The following is a 17,136-nucleotide window of genomic DNA, read 5'->3' on the forward strand; positions in this document are numbered from 1 at the left end:
CGCTCATGCGTCTTCTTCCCGGTCCTGGGCTGCCGCTGCGGCGGCATGGTCGGCGCCGCCGTGCACGGCCAGCTGGGCGCGCACCACCTGGAACACCTCGCGATAGGCCTTGCCCTGGCGCGGCGCCTCGCCGGCGGGGCCGGCCTTCATGTCCTTGCGGGCCTGGCGCACCAGGGCGCGAAGCTGCTGGGCGTCGGTGGCGGGGTGGGTCTCGATCCAGCCGCCGAGGGCGTCGTCGTCGGCAATCAGCCTGTCGCGCCAGCGCTCGGCCTCGTGCAGGGCGGCGACTTCGGCGGCCGGCACGGTGTTCTGCTCGAGCAGGGCCCGCTTCACGGCCTCCAGCGCCTCGGGCTCCAGCTTGCGCATGAGCTTTCCGACGTACTGCATCTGGCGGCGCTTGCCCTCGAAATTGGTGATCCGCTTGGCTTCGGCGATGGCCTCGACCAGCTTCTCGTCGAGCTGGAGCGCGTCGAACAGGCCGGCGCGCAGGGTGAGCAGCTCGGCGCCCAGCTTCTGCAGCTCTTCGCTTTCGCGCTTCAGGTCGGTGCGGCTGGCGTCGTCGGAGCCCTTGAGCTCGCGCTTGAGCTCGAGGTCGAGCTCGCTGCCTTCGGCCACGAAATGGCCGCGGACGTAATAGCCTTTTTTGGGTTTGCGGGACATGGGATGGATTCTGGGCCGCGCCGCGAGGCGTTGCAACGCGTGCAATGCGCGGTGGGAAGCTGCTGAAAACGGGAAATGGGGGGCGCAAGTATCATAGCCACCACATGACGACATCCTCCTCGCGCGCCGATTCCGGCTTCGCCTACAGCCGCTCCTTCTTCGAAAACCTGGTCGACACCGCCCTGGCGCACGCCAAGCGGCTGGGTGCCACCGACGCCGGGGCCGAGGCCTCCGAGGGCTGCGGCCTGAGCGTCTCGGTGCGCAAGGGCGAGCTGGAGAACGTCGAGCGCAACCGCGACAAGTCGCTGGGCGTCACGGTCTACGTGGGCCACCGCCGCGGCAACGCCAGCACCTCCGATTTCTCCGAGGCGGCCATCGCCCAGACCGTGCAGGCGGCCTACGACATCGCCCGCTTCACCGCCGAAGACCCCGTGAGCGGCCTGCCGGACGAGGCCGACATCGCCAAGGAATATCCCGAGCTCGACCTGTTCCACCCCTGGGACGTGACCAGCGAGCAGGCCGCCAAGCTGGCCCTCGAATGCGAGGAAGCGGCCCTTTCGACCGACAAGCGCATCACCAACAGCGAGGGCGCGGGCGTCTCGGCCCAGCAGAGCCACTTCTTCAGCGCCCACACGCATGGCTTTCGCGGCGGCTACGCCAGCTCGCGGCACTCCATCTCGGTGGCGCCCATCGCCGGCAAGGGCGACGACATGCAGCGCGACGCCTGGTACAGCTCCATGCGCTCGGCGGAAGAACTGGCCAGCCCGCAGGCCGTAGGCCGCTACGCCGCCGAACGCGCGCTGAGCCGCCTGAAGTCGCGCAAGATCAAGACCGTCGAATGCCCGGTGCTCTTCGAGTCGCCGCTGGCCGTGGGGCTGCTGGGCTCGCTGGTGCAGGCCGTGAGCGGCGGATCGCTGTATCGCAAGAGCACATTCCTGCTCGACTCGCTGGGCAAGCCCGTGCTGCCCGCGCACGTCGACGTGGCCGAAGACCCGCACCTGTTGCGCGGCAAGGGCAGCGCCCCCTTCGACGACGAAGGCGTGACCACCCGGGCGCGCAAGGTGGTCGATGCAGGCCGCCTCGAGGGCTACTTCCTCTCGACCTACTCGGCGCGCAAGCTGGGCATGAAGACCACCGGCAACGCCGGCGGCTCGCACAACCTGACGCTGAGCTCGCGCCTGACGAAGCACACCGACGACCTCGACGCCATGCTCGCCAAGCTGGGCACCGGGCTCTTCGTGATCGAGCTGATGGGGCAGGGCGTGAACTACGTGACCGGCGACTACTCGCGCGGCGCCAGCGGCTTCTGGGTGGAGAAGGGCAAGATCGCCTTCCCGGTGCAGGAGATCACGATCGCCGGCAACCTGAAGGACATGCTGCTGGGTATTGAAGCCATCGGGGCCGATGCCTACACTTTCGGCGCCAAGACCACGGGGTCGGTCCTGGTGAACCGCATGAAGGTCGCCGGCGCCTGAAGGCTGCGCCGCCGGCCTGCGCGCGAAGGCTAGTTGAACCATGAGGCACAACGCAGCGCGAAAACCCGAACTCGAGCACGAACTGATGCGCGACCCGAGGCTCGGCTTCGAGCCGGCGGGCGGCAGTTCGGTGCGCTGCCTGCAGCACGGCGTGCCCTGGCCGTTCGACTGCTGGCACTACCACGACGAATACGAGCTGCAGTGCATCAACCGCAGCAGCGGCGATGCCTTCGTCGGCGACCACATCGGGCGCTTCGAGCCCGGCTACGTGGCGCTGGTGGGCGCCCGGCTGCCCCATACCTGGATCTCGCACGACGTGCCACCCGAGGGCATCGCCGAGCGCAGCATGGTCATCCACTTCCGCGACGAGCCGCTGCGCAAGGGCACGGACCTGTTCCCCGAGCTGAAGGCGGTGCTGCCGATGCTCGACCGGGCGAAGCTGGGCATCGAGTTCTTCGGCATCGGCGACCTCGTGCGCGAGCGCTTCCAGCGCGTGCAGGGGCAGGAGGGCATGGCGCGGCTGTCGGCCTTCATCGGACTGCTGCACGAGCTGGCCCGCTGGCCCGACTGGCGGCAGATTTCCAGCACGGCCGAGCCGGTGGCCGAGGATCCGAGCGTCAACACGCGCATGCGCCGCGTGCTCGACCACCTCGACCGGCACCTTACGGAGGAACTCTCTCTGCCGGCAGTGTGCGCCGTGGCCAACATGGCCGAGAGCAGCTTCTCGCGCTGGTTCCACAAGCACATGGGCGCCACCTTCACCGACTTCGTCACGCGGCTGCGCGTGGCCAAGGCCTGCGAGATGCTGCAGAAGTCGGACAGGCTGGTGAGCGACATCTGCTACGAGGTGGGCTTCGCGAACCTTGCGAACTTCAACCGCCGCTTCCTGCAGCTCAAGGGCATGACGCCCTCGGTCTACCGGCAGCAGGCGCAGGACTGCTTCGGGCTGCGCACCGCGCAGAATACGCCGCTGGCCACCACGGACTGAACTCAGGCGGCCGTGTCCCGCGGCGTCAGGTGCCGGGTCAGCGCCCAGAACAGCAGCGCCGCGCCGCTGACAAGGGCTCCGGCCAGGCAGACGCCGTTCCAGCCCGCATGGGCGTACACCATCGTCGAAGCCATCGATCCAGTGGCGGAGCCGATGGAGTAGAAGATCATGTACCCGGCTGTCAGCCGGCTCTGCGCCTCGGGGCGCACGCGGTAGATCAGGCTCTGGTTGGCCACGTGCACCGACTGCAGGCCGAAGTCGATGACGATCACGCCGATCACCATCGCCCAGATGGACCACGGCAGCATCGCGATGAGCCCCCACGACAACAGCATCGCGCTCAGGCCGATGCAGGTGGTGCGCTGCGCGCGGCCTCGGTCCGACTGGCGGCCCGCTCGCGCGGCACCTAGCGCCCCGGCCGCGCCCGCCAGCCCGAACATGCCCACCTGCGTGTGCGAGAGCGAGAAGGGCGGTGCCGTGAGCGGCAGCACCATCGGCGTCAGCAGCATGGTGACGGACATGAAGATCAGCATCGCGAGCACGGCGCGGATGCGCAGCACTGGCTCCTGCGCGAAGAGCGCGAACACCGAGCGGATCAGCCGGGGGTACGAGATGCCCGGCGCGGGCCGCGTGCGCGCGGGCAGCACCATCCACAGCAGCCCGGCGACCACCAGCGTGGCCGCAGCCGAGGCCAGGTACACCGAGCGCCAGCCGAAGAGATCCGACAGCGTGCCCGAGACCGCCCGCGCCAGCAGGATGCCGATGATGATGCCGCTGGTGACGGTACCCACCACGCGGCCGCGCTCGCCCGGCGCGGCCATGCTCGCGGCGTAGGCGACCAGCACCTGCGTCACCACGGCCAGCACGCCCACGGCGGCCATCGCCGGCAGCAGCACCGACGCGCTGGGCGCCAGCGCCACGGCCAGCAGCGCGGCCACCGACAGCACCGACTGCCCGACGATCAGCCGGCGGCGGTCGACGAGGTCGCCCAGCGGAACCACCAGCAGCAGCCCCAGCCCGTAGCCGATCTGCGTGATGGTGATGACGACGCCGACAGTGGCGGGCCGGATGCCGAAGGTGTGCGCCAGCGTGTCCAGCAGCGGCTGCGCGTAGTAGACGTTGGCCACAGCCAGACCGCAGGCGATGGCGAAGAGGAGCGCCAGTGCGCCCGATATCGACGGCGTGGCGCATGGGCGCGCGAAGGTGGCCTGGCATGGAGGCGTGGTGCTCATGATTGCCCTATTTGGTTTCAAATAAAAACTGAAATCGATTCTATCGATGGAGTTTTGAAATGCAACCAGGCAGGGCCGAAAGCCCTCGACTCCGGCAAAACCCCAAGCAGGCTGGTCATGAAAATACCAGTGCCCCGGCTCGCGTGTACGCGGCGCCGCGCCGCCGCTGCCTACGCTTCGTTCCACCTGTTTCCGCCGCGATCCGCCGGCAATTCGCGACAGGTTCAAAGGAGACAAAACGATGGCTGTTCAAGAAAACCGGCACCGGCTCAAGGGCTGCGCGATGCTGCTGGCGGCGCTGGCCGCATGGGGCGGCGCGGCCCAGGCCCAGCAGGTCTGCAAGGAGGACCTGCGCGTCCTGTCCCAGCCCCGCGACGGGCTGACCCTGCTCGAAAAGTACAAGGACGAGTTCAAGGCCCTGAGCGGCGCCTCGTTCAACATCGACAACCTCAACGAGAACGACCGCCGCACCAAGACCCGCGCAGACGCCTCGACCGTGGGCAAGTACAACGTGTACTACGTCGACGAGGCCAATGTGCCGCTGTTCGCCCAGTCGAAGTGGATCGTGCCGCTGGCGAAGTACTACCCCGCCGACTACGACTACGCCGACTTCGACCCCGGCCGCCAGAAGGTCGCGACCTTCGACGGCCAGGTCTGGTTCGCGCCGCTCACCGGTGGCGGCGACCTGCTGGTCTACCGCAAGGACCTGCTGGAGAAGGCCGGCATCAAGCCCCCGACCACGCTGGAGGAATTCGCCGAGGCCGCGAAGAAGCTCAACGATCCGGCCAACGGCGTCTACGGCGTGGCGCTGCGCGGCCAGCGCGGCTCCGGCGCCAATGTGTGGCGGTGGATGCCTTTCTTCCGCGGCTACGGCGGCCAGTGGTTCGACGGCGACAAGCCCGTGTTCGACTCGCCCGCGGCCGTGAAGGCCACGCAGACCTATCTCGATCTCTTCAAGTACTCCGCGCCCGGCACCAAGACCGGCGGCTGGGACGAATCCACCGGCGCCTTCCTCGCAGGCAAGGTGGCGATGCTGATCGAGTCGACTCCGCTGGCCGGCAACGCGCTCGACCCGAAGATGTCGACCGTGATCGGCAAGATCGCCTACCTGCCGCCACCCGCACCGCTCACCGGCGGCGGCTACGGCCACGGCCTGGCCATCGGCGCCAAGGCCAACAAGACCGAGGAGGCCAAGAAGTGCGCCGGCCTCTTCGTCGCCTGGGCCACCTCGAAGAAGCAGGAGCAGCGCCGCCTCGCCGAAGGCCAGTTCGGCGAACTCAACCGCACCAGCGTGCTGGCCAGCCCCGAGTTCGCCAAGCGCTACGGCGCCGACCTCGGCAAGGCGCTGGCCGACACTGGCAAGGTCACGGCCGTGAACTTCTGGCAGGACCCGGCCTGGCCCGACCTCGGCGACCGCTGGGGGATCATCCTCGAAGAGCTGATCACCGGCTCGCGCACCGACATCAAGGCCGGGCTCGACGAACTCGACGCCTACGCGAAGCAACTGGTCGCGCGGCGCAAGAAGTAATGACGATCAGGGAGAAGAAAAAGAAGACGGCGACGGCAACCCGGCTGCCGCTCGTCTTCATAGGGCCCGGCCTGCTGGTGCTTGCAGTGCTGGCGCTGGTGCCCACCCTTTTCGCGATAGGCATCTCGCTGCAGGACCGCGAGTTGGGCCAGGCCGACACGGCCTGGGTCTGGCTGTCGAACTACATCCTGCTCTTTTCCGACCGGCGCTTCCTCAATTCGGTACACGTGTCTCTGGTGTGGGAAGTGCTGACCGTCAGTGCCACCATGGGCCTCGCGGTGCTGCTGGGCGTGCTGATGTTCCAGTGCACCACAGCGCGCTGGCGCAACGTGCTGTCGATGCTGTTCATCGTGCCCGTGCTGCTGCCGCGCGTGTCGGCGGCCTTCGTGTGGAAGTTCGCCTTCCACCCGCTGTTCGGACTGCTGACCTGGCCGTACAAGGCCGTCACCGGAGAACCGCTGGACCTGCTCGCCAGCCCGGTGACCGCGCTGCTGACCGTGGCCTTCGTCGACGTGTGGCAGTGGGGCCTGTTCTTCGCGGTCATCGTGCTGAAGCTGCTCGAAACCCTGCCACCGCAGCCCTTCGAGGCCGCGCGCATGGACCACGCGAAGACCTGGGAGGTGTACGCCTACGTGGCGCTGCCGATGCTGAAGGCGCCGCTGGTCAGCCTGTGCTTCGTGAAGATGGTGGAGTCGCTGCGCGCCTTCGACCTGATCTACGTGATGACCCGCGGCGGCCCCGGCATCTCGACCGAAACGCTGGACATGTACGCCTTCTCGCAGGGCTTCATCGAGTCGGGCCGCATCTCGTACGCCTCGGGCATGGCGGTGCTGATGATGGTCGCCTCGACCGTGGCCTTCACCTACATCTGGAAATGGACGCGGCCGAAATGAGCGCATCTCCCAACAGGAAAACGAAGAAGCTGTCCCTCGGAACGCTGCTCGCGCGGCTGGTGCTGGTCCTGGCCGGGCTCTCGGCGCTGGTGCCGGTGCTGTGGACCTTTCTCAACTCGTTCAAGAACCGGGTCGACATCGTCTCGGCCGTGCCCAAGTTCTTCTTCACGCCCACCCTGGAGAACTACGTCTACGTGCTGAGTCGCGAGGCGGTGGCGCAGGGGCTGCTCAACTCCGTCGCGGTGGTGGGCGCGGCGGTGATCGCGGGCGCGGTGCTCGGGCTGCCTGCGGCCTACGCGCTCGCGCGCTATCCGCTGCGCTGGGCGAACGACATCCAGTTCTTCGTGCTCTCGATGCGCTTCCTGCCGCCGGTAGCGGTGGCCATTCCGCTGATGGTGATCTGGCTGCAACTGGAGCTGTACGACACGCGCATCGCGCTCGTCGTCACCTACACGCTGCTCACGCTCTCCACCGTGATCTGGCTCGCCATTCCCGCCTTCAAGGCGGTACCGAAGGAAGTGGAGGAGGCCGGCCGCGTCGACGGCTACGGCCCCTACGCGATCTTCTTCAAGGTGGCGCTGCCGATCGCCGCGCGCTCGCTGATCGGCGCCATTGCCTTCGGCTTCGTGCTGGTGTGGAACGAGTTCCTCATCGCGCTGATGCTCACCACTTCGGATGCGAAGACGCTGCCCATCGTGGCCTCCGAGCTGAGCCAGCTCGGGCGCGACGTGCCCTGGGGCATCCTGAATGCCTCCGTCATCCTGCTGTCGCTGCCGCCGCTGCTCATGGTCGGCGTGCTCAGCGGCTTCCTCAACGCGGCGTTCAAGCGCAAGCGCGACGCGGCATGAGCCCCGGCGTGCATCACGGCGCACAACCCATTTCCCTGAAGAACGACATGTCCGCAATCAGCTGTCACAACATCATCAAGCGCTACGGCGACACGCAGGTCGTCCACCAGTTCGACCTCGACGTTTCCGACAACGAGTTCGTCGTGTTCCTCGGCCCCTCGGGCTGCGGCAAGTCGACCATCCTGCGCATGCTCGCGGGCCTGGAAGACATCTCCGGCGGCGACCTCATGATCGGCGGCCAGCGGGTGAACGACCTGCCGCCGCAGGAGCGCGGCATCGCGATGGTGTTCCAGAACTACGCGCTCTATCCGCACATGAGCGTGCGCGACAACATCGCCTTCGGCCTCAAGCGGCTGAAGGTGCCCAAGGCCGAGATCGACACGCGCATCAAGGAGGTGTCGGACACGCTGGGGCTGGAGCGCTACCTGCAGCGCAAGCCCACCGAGCTCTCGGGCGGTCAGCAGCAGCGCGTGGCGATCGCGCGGGCGATGATCAAGACGCCGAAGGTGTTCCTCTTCGACGAGCCGCTGTCGAACCTCGACGCCAAGCTGCGCAACCACATGCGCATCGAGATCGCCCGCCTGCACCAGGCGCTGAAGACCACCACCGTCTACGTGACCCACGACCAGCACGAGGCGATGACGCTGGCCGACCGCATCGTGCTGCTGCGCGACGGGCGCATCGAGCAGGTCGGTTCGCCGCGCGAGATCTTCGAGCGGCCGCGCTCGGCCTTCGTGGCGGGTTTCATCGGCACGCCGCCGATGAATCTGGTGGAGATGGAGGTGCGCGACGACGGGGTGGCTACCGGAACCATCGAACTCGCCGGCCGCGAAGGCACCGTGCGGGTGGACGCGCACCGCTTCGCGCTCGAAGGCCGCAAGCGCGTCACGCTCGGCGTGCGGCCCGCGCACCTGCACCCCGACGCCAGCGAAGGGCAGGGTGGCGGCTTCCACGGCGAGGTGCAGCTCATCGAGTACCTCGGCAACGAGGTGCTGGTGAGCTTCGGACAGGGCGACGGCGAGATCGCCGCGCTCATGCCCTCCGCGCAGTGCCCGGGGCTGCGCGAGCGCGTGCGCTTCGTGGCCGACCCGGCGCAGGTGCACCTCTTCGACATCGACTCCGGCGCCTCGCTGCTGCGCGCCGGCACCTCATTGCATTGACCGACGACACAGACAACACCCATTCAAGGACTCGAATACATGAAAGCACTGGTTCTGGAAAAGGCGCACGATCTCAGCCTGCGCGACGTCGAACTGCCCCTGGACATGGGGCCGCGAGACGTGAAGATCCGCATGCACACCGTGGGTGTGTGCGGCAGCGACGTGCACTACTACCAGCACGGCGGCATCGGCCCCTACGTGGTGGAAGATCCGATGGTCCTCGGCCACGAAGCCTCGGGCACGGTGGTCGAGGTGGGCGCCGAGGTCACGAACCTCAAGCCCGGCGACCGCGTGTGCATGGAGCCCGGCATCCCGGCGGCCGATTCGCGCGCCACGCTGGAAGGCATTTACAACCTCGACCCGGCCGTGCGCTTCTGGGCCACGCCGCCCATCCACGGCTGCCTCACGCCCTACGTGGTGCACCCGGCGGCCTTCACCTTCCGGCTGCCCGACAACGTGAGCTTCGGCGAGGGCGCCATCGTCGAGCCGCTGTCGATCGGCCTGCAGGCCGCGAAGAAGGCGGCGCTGAAGCCGGGCGACGTGGCCGTGGTCGTCGGCGCCGGCACCATCGGCGCGATGACGGCGCTGGCGGCGCTCGCGGGCGGCGCGGCGCGTGTGATCCTCGCGGACCTCGTGCCCGAGAAGCTGGCGCTCTTCGACAGCAACCCGGCGGTGACGACCGTCGACGTGCGCGGCACCGACCTCGCCGAGGCCGTGAAGTCGCTCACCGACGGCTGGGGCGCCAACGTGGTCTTCGAGGCCAGCGGCAGCGCGCGCGCCTTCGAGGGCATCGTCGACCTGCTGTGCCCCGGCGGATGCCTGGTGCTGGTGGGCATGCCCGGCGGCAAGGTGCCGATGGACATCGTCGCGATCCAGTCGAAGGAAGTTCGCATCGAGTCGGTGTTCCGCTACGCCAACATCTTCCCGCGCGCGCTGGCGCTGATCGCCTCGGGGCAGGTCGACGTCAAGCCCTTCATCTCGCGCACCTTCGCGTTCACCGATGGCGTGCGGGCCTTCGAGGAAGCGGCGGCGGGGCGCGCGGGCGACGTGAAGATACAGATCGAGTTTCCGCAGGGCGCAGAAGCCTGACGCATTCCTGAAGCCCCGTTCCGGCAGCCGCCGGGGCAAGGGGAAATGCCGGGGGGCGGGGCGCGCATGCGCGGCTACAGTGGCCGGGTTTTGCCACCCGGAGACCGCGAGCCGATGCCCCTGCAGTTTCGCAACGTAGTCCTCACAGGCGCCTGCGGCGGCCTGGGCCAGGCGCTTGCACGCGAGCTGATCGAAGAAGGAGCGCAGGTTGCGCTGGCAGGGCTCGATGCCGAAAAGCTGGAAGCACTGGCCGCGCTGGCACCCGGGCGCTGCGCGGTCTACACGCCCGACGTGTCGAACGGGCCGCAGATGCAGGCCCTGGCCGCCGACTGGATGGCCAGGGCCGGCGTGCCAGACCTGGTGATCGCCAATGCCGGCGTCGCCGGCGGCTACGACACCGCCCAGGCCGACGACCTGGCCGTGTTCCGCCGCATGCTCGAAATCAACCTGCTGGGCGCGGCCACCACCTTCCAGCCTTTCGTCGCCGCGATGCGCGCGCAGCGGCGCGGCGCGCTCGTCGGCATGGCCAGCATCGCCGGCTGGCGCGGCATGCCGGGCAACGGCGCGTACTGCGCGAGCAAGGCCGGCCTGATCCGCTACCTTGAAAGCCTGCGCGCCGAGTTGCGAGAGACGGGGCTCACGGTGCACACGGTCAGCCCGGGCTACATCCGCACCGCGCTCACCGCCGGCAACCGCTTCGCGATGCCGGGGCTGCTCGAAGCCGACGATGCCGCGCACCGGCTGCTCGTTGCGGTGGGGGCGGGGCGCGAGAAGATCGTGCTGCCGCGCCGCATCGGCTGGCTGTCGAAGGCGCTCGACCTGCTGCCGGAGAAACTGCACGACCGCCTGCTGCGCGGCCAGCCGCGCAAGCCGCGCGTGGGCGAGGCGGGCGCCACTGCAATTCCCGGACTTCCCAAGGAGCCTCCGACCCGATGACGACGCCGAACGACGCCGTACCCACCCACGAACAGATCGCGCTGATCGGCGCCGGCCCCTCCGGCCTTGCCGGCGCACGCAACCTGCAGAAGCACGGCGTGCCGTTTCAGGGCTTCGAGGCGCATGGCGACGTGGGCGGGCTGTGGGACATCTCCAACCCGCGCTCCACGGTCTATCACTCCGCGCACCTGATCTCGAGCAAGCGCACCACCGAGTTCAGCGAGTTCCCGATGGCCGACACGGTGGCCGACTACCCGAGCCACCGCGAACTGCGCCGCTATTTCAGCGACTTCGCCGACCGCTTCGGGCTGCGCGAGCACTTCCGCTTCAACACGCGCGTGCTGCGCGTCGAGCCGGTGAGCGATTCGCCCGGCACGCACTGGCTCGTGACCACCGAGGATGCCGAAGGCACCATCGAGACGGCCGAGTACAGGGGCGTGGTCATCGCCAACGGCACGCTCGCCGAGCCCAAGCGGCCCAGCTTCGACGGCCACTTCGACGGCGAGCTGCTGCACACCAGCGACTACAAGCACCCGGAGCTCTTCAAGGACAAGCGCGTGCTGATCGTCGGTGCGGGCAACTCGGGCTGCGACATCGCGGTCGATGCCGTGCACTACGCGAGGAGCGTCGACATCTCTGTGCGGCGCGGCTACTACTTCGTGCCCAAGTACGTGTTCGGCAGGCCGGCCGACACGCTGGGCGGCAAGCGCCCGCTGCCGCCATGGCTCAAGCAGCGCATCGACTCGACGGTGCTCAAGTGGTTCACCGGCGATCCGGTGCGCTTCGGCTTCCCGAAGCCCGATTACCGGATGTACGAGTCGCACCCCATCGTGAACTCGCTGGTGCTGCACCACGTGGGCCACGGCGACATCGGCGTGCGCGCCGACATCGCGCGGCTCGACGGGCATACGGTGCACTTCAAGGACGGCGGCGCGCGCGACTACGACCTGATCCTCGCTGCCACCGGCTACGCGCTGCACTACCCGTTCATCGACCGCGAGCTGCTGAACTGGCAGGGCATGGCGCCGCGGCTGTACCTGAACATCTTCTCGCCGCGCTTCGAGAACATCGCGGTGCTCGGGATGATCGAGGCCAGCGGCATCGGCTGGCAGGGCCGCTACGAGCAGGCCGAACTGGTGGCGCGCTACTTCCGCGCGCAGGCTGCCGGCTCGGCGAAGGCATCGGCGCTGCGCACGGCGGCGCAGGGGCCGGCGCCCGACCTGTCGGGCGGCTTCAAGTACCTGCAGCTGGAGCGCATGGCGTACTACGTGCACAAGGACACCTATCGCGCGGCCGTGCGCAACGCCGCCGCGGCGCTGGCCGATCCCACCTGAAGAAAAACGAAGGAGGCCCTCCGCATGCTGCCTGTCGACGAGATACGCCTGCATTTCAATCCGGCCTCGCTGGTGCTGCTCAACGTGGTGCTGGGCTTCCTGATGTTCGGCATCGCGCTGGACACGCGCATCGAGGACTTCAAGCGCGTGGCGCGCATGCCCGGCGCGATGGCGGTGGGCATCGGCGCGCAGTTCATCGTGCTGCCGGCCGTGACCTATGTGCTTACGCTGATCCTCAAGCCCGGCCCGAGCATCGCGCTGGGCATGATCCTGGTGGCCTGCTGCCCGCCGGGGAACATTTCGCAGATCCTCACGCACCGCGCGGGCGGCAACGTGGCGCTGTCGGTGTCGATGACGGCGATCTCCAACGCGATCTCCATCGTGGTGATGCCGCTGAACTTCGCCTTCTGGGGCGGGCTGCATCCGACGGCCTCGGCGCTGTTGAAGACCATCGCGCTCGATCCGCTGGACATGCTGGGGCACATCGTGGCGATCATCGGCATTCCCTTCGCGCTGGGCGTGGCCTGCGCGCACAGGCTGCCGGCGCTCACGGCGCGCATCAAGAAGCCGGTGGGCGTGCTGAGCTTCGTCGCGCTGATCGTGTTCATCATCGGCGCCATCGCGGGCAACTGGCGCTTCTTCCTCGACTACGTGGGGCTGGTGCTGCTGGCGGTGGTGATCCACGACGCGCTGGCCTTCGGAACGGGATACCTCTGCGCGCGGCTTTCGGGGCTGGGCGACTACGACCGGCGCGCGGTGTCCATCGAGGTGGGCATCCGCAACTCGGGGCTCGGGCTGGTGCTGATCTTCAGCTTCTTCGGCGGGCTCGGCGGCATGGCCGTGGTGGCGAGCGTATGGGGCTTCTGGGACATCATCGCGGGCCTCGCACTGGCGAACTGGTGGGGGCGCAAGCCCGCGAAGCCATGAGCGGCGGCGAAGGCATCGTGGCGCGTCGCGTGCTGGTGACCGGGGCCGACGGCTTCCTGGGGCGCAGCCTGCTCGCCACCCTGGCGCAGCAGGGCACGCTGGAGGCGCTGGTCGCGGTCGACGTGCGCGAAGTGCCGCCGGACCGGCAGCTCATGGGCGTCACCTACCGGCAGCTGGACGTACGCGATTCGCGCATCGCCGAGACCATCGCCGACCACGCCATCGACACGGTGGTGCACCTCGCTTCCATCGTCACGCCCGGCAAGGATTCGAACCGCGCCTTCGAGCATTCGGTGGACGTGGGCGGCACGCGCAACGTGCTCGAAGCCTGCGTGGCGAACGGTGTGCGGCACATCGTGGTGTCGTCCAGCGGCGCGGCCTACGGCTACCACGCGGACAACCCGGCGTGGATCACCGAGTCGCAGCCGCTGCGCGGCAACACGGTGTTTGCCTACGCCGACCACAAGCGGCAGGTGGAGGAGATGCTGGCCGACTACCGCCAGCGGCATCCCTCGCTGGCGCAGACGGTGCTGCGCATCGGCACCATCCTCGGGGAGCGGGTGGACAACCAGATCACGTCGCTGTTCGAGAAGAAGCGGCTCATCGCGATACGCGGCAGCGCGAGCCCCTTCGTCTTCATCTGGGACGAGGACGTGACCGGCGCCATCGCGCATGCGCTCGGCGGCGCGCCGCCCGGTTGCTACAACCTCGCGGGCGACGGCGCGCTGGGCATCCACGAGATCGCCTCCCGCCTCGGCAAGAGCGCGGTCGACTGGCCGGCCGGCGTGCTGAAGACCGCGCTGGCGGTGGGCTCGGCGCTGGGCGTGAGCCGCTACGGGCCCGAACAGCTCGACTTCCTGCGCTACCGGCCGGTGCTGCTCAACACCGCGCTGAAGGAGCGCTTCGGCTACGTGCCGAGCAAGACCAGCAGCGAGGCCTTCGACGCCTTCGTGGCGGCGCGGGCGCGGCTGGGGCGGCCGGTCACTGCAGCTTCCTGACCTCGTCGGGAGGCGGCGCGACCAGGTAATCGAGCATGCGCCGCGCGTTGAGCGGCAGGTCTTCCGGCGAGCGCACGCAGGCCATCAGCGTGCGCTCGGCCCACGCGTCGGCGAGCGAGGCGCGCGCGATCTTCATCGAGCGGGCGCAGCGCTCGGCGGCAGTCTGCGGAACGATGCCGACGCCGATGCCGTACTCGACCATCCGGCAGACCGCCTCGAAGTTGCGCACGCGCACGCGGTAGGCCAGGTGCTTGCCCAGGGCGCGCACGTGCTGGGTGATCAGCTGCTGCAGCGCGCTGTCGGCGGGCAGGCCGACGAATTCGCTGTCGACCACCTCGGCCAGCTTCAGGCGCCGCCGGGTGGCCAGTGCGTGGCCGCGCGGCATCACCAGCACGAGGTCGTCGCGGCGGAAGGGATGGCATTCGAGGCCCTCGCTGTCGATGGCGTCGGAGACGATGCCGATGTCGCACAGGCCGGCGCGCAAGGCTTCCACCGTGTCGGGGCTGGGGCGCTCTTCCAGGTCGACCGAGATGCGTGGATGCTCGGCGAGGAAGCGGCTCAGCACCTCTGGCAGGTGCTCGGTCAGCGCCGAGGTGCCGCACATGAAGCGCACGTGGCCCTTGAGGCCCTGGCCGTATTCGCCGAGTTCGCCGCGCAGGCGCTCCATCTGCTGCAGCACGACGCGCGCATGGTGCAGCAGCGTGCGGCCGGCTTCGGTGGGCTTCACGCCCTGTGCGTGGCGCGTGAGCAGGGGGCTGCCGAGGGCGTCTTCCATGCCGCGCACCCGCTGGCTGGCGGAGGCCAGCGTCATGTGCGAGCGGCCGGCGCCGGCGGTGAGGCTGCCGGCCTCGACGACGTGGATGAAAAGCCGCAGGTCGGTGAGGTCGAATCGCATGGTTGGGCGGAGTGTGCACCAGGAGCCTCAGCCTGAGGCTGAGGCCCGCTTCGCGAATCCCGCATTTGCGGCGGCGGGCTTCGTTGGCAGAGTCGACGTCCGATGACGCATCCGATCGACGCAACCGCTTTCTGGGCCGCCGCCACGGCCGTGTACCTGCTGGCCGGAGTGATCAAGGGCGTGGTCGGCCTCGGGCTGCCGACGGTGTCGATGGCGCTGCTCGCGCTGTGGATGTCGCCGGCGCAGGCGGCTGCGCTGCTGATCGTGCCCTCGCTGGTCACCAACATCTGGCAGACCGGGCCCCGCGCGACCTTCATGCCGGTGCTTCGGCGCATCGGCGGCATGCAGGTGGGCGTGGTGATCGGCACGCTGGCCGGGGCGCTGTGGCTGGGCGTGCCGGCGGGTGCCTGGGCTTCTTTCGCGCTTGGGGTGGCGCTGGTCGTCTATGCGCTCTGGGGGCTGTCCGGGCGGCAGCTGCATGTGAGCGATTCGCAGGCGCGCTGGATCGGGCCGCTGGTGGGTGTGGTCACCGGGCTGGTGACGGCGGTGACGGGGGTGTTCGCGGTGCCGGCGGTGCCGTACCTGCAGGCGCTGGGGTTCCAGCGCGATTCGCTGATACAGGCGATGGGGATCTCGTTCACCACCTCGACGGTGGTGCTGGCCATCGGGCTGGCCGGGAACGGCGGGTATCCGGTGTCGGCGATCGGAGGCTCGATCGCGATGCTGGCGCCGGCCATCGGCGGCATGGTGTTCGGGACCTGGCTGCGCAAGCGGCTGTCGGTGGCGGTGTTCAAGCGCTGCTTCCTGATCGGGCTGGCGCTGCTGGGGCTCTACATGGCCGTGCGGGGCGCGACCTGATGAGGCGCTTCTTCCAGTCAGGCCGCGAGCACCAGGGCGGCGCGCACGCGCTCGATGGTCTGGCGATAGGGCAGGGCGAAGTCGTCTAGCGCGTCGCCGGCATCGAGCCAGCTGAAGAGGAACACCAGGCCCTCTTCCTCGGGGCTGCCCGTGGCCGTGTGGGTGAAGCTCTCGGGCAGGGCGCTCTCGGCGCGCATCAGGAACAGGTGCCACAGCTGCGGGTGGCGATGCGTGTTGCCTTCGACACCGGCTTCGCATTCGCGCTCCAGCGTGCCCAGCGACTGCAGCTCGCCGGCGTAGTCGATGCCGGATTCCTCGAGCAGTTCGCGGCGAACCGCCACTTCGGGCGATTCGCCGGGCTCGATGGTGCCCTTGGGAAGCTGCATGTTGCCATCCTCGGGATGGCGGAAGACCAGTAGCCGGCCCCGTGCGTCGATCAGGCAGGCGCAGGCCTTGGGGATGGTGACGCTCGGGCTGCCGGCGTTCATGCTCAGGCGCCCGTCAGAGCGGCCTTGACCGCTGCGCTGACCTGGCCCATGTCGGCCTTGCCGGCCAGGCGGGTCTTGACCACGCCCATCACCTTGCCCATGTCGCCCGGGCCCTTGGCGCCCAGTTCGGCCACGATGGCCTTCACCTCGGCGGCGACCTCGTCGGCGCCCATGCGCTGGGGCAGGTAGACCTCCAGCACCTTGATCTCGGCGGCTTCCTTGTCGGCGAGGTCGGTGCGGCCGCCCGTGGTGAAGGCGGCGATGGAGTCCTTGCGCTGCTTGACCATCTTGTCGACGATGGCGACCACCATGGTGTCGTCGAGCTCCACGCGCTCGTCGACTTCCTTCTGCTTCATCGCGGCCAGCAGCAGGCGGATGGTGGCCAGGCGCTCCGAGTCCTTGGCGCGCATCGCCGTCTTCATGTCTTCGGTGATCTGTTCTTTGATAGTCATTCGGCAACCTTTCGGAAAAAACAAAGCCGCGGCAGGTTTCCCTGGCGCGGCTGAGGCAACGAGGCGACCGGGCCGACTTTCGTCTGGGGCCCGCCGCCGGGGTGTCGCTTAGTACAGCTTCTTGGGCAGCTGCATGCTGCGCACGCGCTTGTAGTGGCGCTTGACCGCGGCTGCCTTCTTGCGCTTGCGCTCGGCGGTCGGCTTCTCGTAGAACTCGCGGGCACGCAGGTCGGTCAGCAGGCCGAGCTTTTCGATGGTGCGCTTGAAACGGCGCAGTGCGACGTCGAAGGGCTCGTTTTCTTTAACGCGGATGGTGGTCATTGATGAATCGTTGAAATGAATTTGGCCTGGAGAGATCGAGGCCCCAAGCCGGGG

At 68.6% G+C, this 17,136-nt stretch carries 18 protein-coding genes; 12 read left to right on the forward strand and 6 right to left on the reverse strand.

Annotation, left to right across the window (positions count from 1 at the left end; all coding sequences use genetic code 11):
* Window positions 1-3: 3 nt before the first annotated feature.
* Entirely contained in the window at window positions 4-660 is a 657-nt protein-coding gene (yjgA, locus tag ABL843_RS11310; protein WP_418119924.1) for a ribosome biogenesis factor YjgA, read from the reverse strand.
* 104 nt (window positions 661-764) lie between these two features.
* Here yjgA and pmbA point away from each other — a divergent pair, with 104 nt between their 5' ends.
* The gene (pmbA, locus tag ABL843_RS11315; RefSeq protein WP_418119925.1) at window positions 765-2,135 is read left to right on the forward strand and encodes a metalloprotease PmbA; all 1,371 of its coding nucleotides are present in this window, start codon (window positions 765-767) and stop codon (window positions 2,133-2,135) included.
* A gap of 40 nt (window positions 2,136-2,175) precedes the next feature.
* On the forward strand, window positions 2,176-3,123 hold the full coding sequence (locus ABL843_RS11320) for a helix-turn-helix domain-containing protein (protein WP_418119926.1): 948 nt from the start codon (window positions 2,176-2,178) through the stop codon (window positions 3,121-3,123).
* 2 nt (window positions 3,124-3,125) lie between these two features.
* Here ABL843_RS11320 and ABL843_RS11325 read toward each other — a convergent pair whose 3' ends face one another.
* Window positions 3,126-4,355: an MFS transporter gene (locus ABL843_RS11325; protein ID WP_184636474.1), complete on the reverse strand. Its 1,230-nt coding sequence runs from the start codon at window positions 4,353-4,355 to the stop codon at window positions 3,126-3,128.
* A gap of 241 nt (window positions 4,356-4,596) precedes the next feature.
* Here ABL843_RS11325 and ABL843_RS11330 point away from each other — a divergent pair, with 241 nt between their 5' ends.
* From ABL843_RS11330 to ABL843_RS11370, 9 genes are all read left to right on the forward strand, one after another.
* The gene (locus ABL843_RS11330; RefSeq protein ID WP_418119927.1) at window positions 4,597-5,883 is read left to right on the forward strand and encodes an ABC transporter substrate-binding protein; all 1,287 of its coding nucleotides are present in this window, start codon (window positions 4,597-4,599) and stop codon (window positions 5,881-5,883) included.
* Window positions 5,883-6,776, forward strand: coding sequence for a carbohydrate ABC transporter permease (locus ABL843_RS11335; protein WP_418119928.1), 894 nt, complete (start codon window positions 5,883-5,885; stop codon window positions 6,774-6,776). Before ABL843_RS11330 ends, ABL843_RS11335 begins: the two co-directional genes overlap by 1 nt.
* A complete protein-coding gene (locus ABL843_RS11340; protein ID WP_418119929.1) occupies window positions 6,773-7,624 on the forward strand; it encodes a carbohydrate ABC transporter permease in 852 nt (283 codons plus the stop codon). Before ABL843_RS11335 ends, ABL843_RS11340 begins: the two co-directional genes overlap by 4 nt.
* 47 nt (window positions 7,625-7,671) lie before the next feature.
* Window positions 7,672-8,784: an ABC transporter ATP-binding protein gene (locus ABL843_RS11345; protein WP_418119930.1), complete on the forward strand. Its 1,113-nt coding sequence runs from the start codon at window positions 7,672-7,674 to the stop codon at window positions 8,782-8,784.
* Between the two features lie 39 nt (window positions 8,785-8,823).
* On the forward strand, window positions 8,824-9,873 hold the full coding sequence (locus tag ABL843_RS11350) for an NAD(P)-dependent alcohol dehydrogenase (protein WP_418119931.1): 1,050 nt from the start codon (window positions 8,824-8,826) through the stop codon (window positions 9,871-9,873).
* A gap of 114 nt (window positions 9,874-9,987) precedes the next feature.
* Window positions 9,988-10,809, forward strand: coding sequence for an SDR family oxidoreductase (locus tag ABL843_RS11355; RefSeq protein ID WP_418119932.1), 822 nt, complete (start codon window positions 9,988-9,990; stop codon window positions 10,807-10,809).
* Entirely contained in the window at window positions 10,806-12,143 is a 1,338-nt protein-coding gene (locus ABL843_RS11360; RefSeq protein ID WP_418119933.1) for a flavin-containing monooxygenase, read from the forward strand. The genes ABL843_RS11355 and ABL843_RS11360 overlap by 4 nt, the downstream gene beginning before the upstream one ends.
* A 24-nt stretch (window positions 12,144-12,167) precedes the next feature.
* Window positions 12,168-13,070, forward strand: coding sequence for a bile acid:sodium symporter family protein (locus ABL843_RS11365; RefSeq protein WP_418119934.1), 903 nt, complete (start codon window positions 12,168-12,170; stop codon window positions 13,068-13,070).
* Window positions 13,067-14,068, forward strand: coding sequence for an SDR family oxidoreductase (locus ABL843_RS11370; protein ID WP_418119935.1), 1,002 nt, complete (start codon window positions 13,067-13,069; stop codon window positions 14,066-14,068). The genes ABL843_RS11365 and ABL843_RS11370 overlap by 4 nt, the downstream gene beginning before the upstream one ends.
* Here the strand turns inward: ABL843_RS11370 and ABL843_RS11375 are convergent.
* Window positions 14,052-14,963, reverse strand: a complete 912-nt coding sequence (locus tag ABL843_RS11375) for a LysR family transcriptional regulator (RefSeq protein WP_418119936.1) — start codon at window positions 14,961-14,963, stop codon at window positions 14,052-14,054. The genes ABL843_RS11370 and ABL843_RS11375 overlap by 17 nt on opposite strands.
* A 102-nt stretch (window positions 14,964-15,065) precedes the next feature.
* Between ABL843_RS11375 and ABL843_RS11380 the strand changes: the two genes are divergently transcribed.
* Complete coding sequence (locus tag ABL843_RS11380; protein ID WP_418119937.1) at window positions 15,066-15,821, forward strand: sulfite exporter TauE/SafE family protein; 756 nt, start codon at window positions 15,066-15,068, stop codon at window positions 15,819-15,821.
* A 17-nt stretch (window positions 15,822-15,838) separates the two neighbouring features.
* Here the strand turns inward: ABL843_RS11380 and ABL843_RS11385 are convergent, their stop codons facing one another.
* The 3 genes from ABL843_RS11385 to rpsU form a co-directional block, all read right to left on the reverse strand.
* The gene (locus ABL843_RS11385; protein WP_126018236.1) at window positions 15,839-16,309 is read right to left on the reverse strand and encodes an NUDIX domain-containing protein; all 471 of its coding nucleotides are present in this window, start codon (window positions 16,307-16,309) and stop codon (window positions 15,839-15,841) included.
* A gap of 2 nt (window positions 16,310-16,311) precedes the next feature.
* Entirely contained in the window at window positions 16,312-16,761 is a 450-nt protein-coding gene (locus ABL843_RS11390; RefSeq protein WP_184636494.1) for a GatB/YqeY domain-containing protein, read from the reverse strand.
* 108 nt (window positions 16,762-16,869) lie between these two features.
* A complete protein-coding gene (gene rpsU, locus ABL843_RS11395; protein ID WP_007833691.1) occupies window positions 16,870-17,082 on the reverse strand; it encodes a 30S ribosomal protein S21 in 213 nt (70 codons plus the stop codon).
* Window positions 17,083-17,136: the final 54 nt, after the last annotated feature.

The organism is Variovorax sp. 350MFTsu5.1, assembly GCF_048302515.1.
GTDB classification, from domain to species: domain Bacteria; phylum Pseudomonadota; class Gammaproteobacteria; order Burkholderiales; family Burkholderiaceae_C; genus Variovorax; species Variovorax guangxiensis.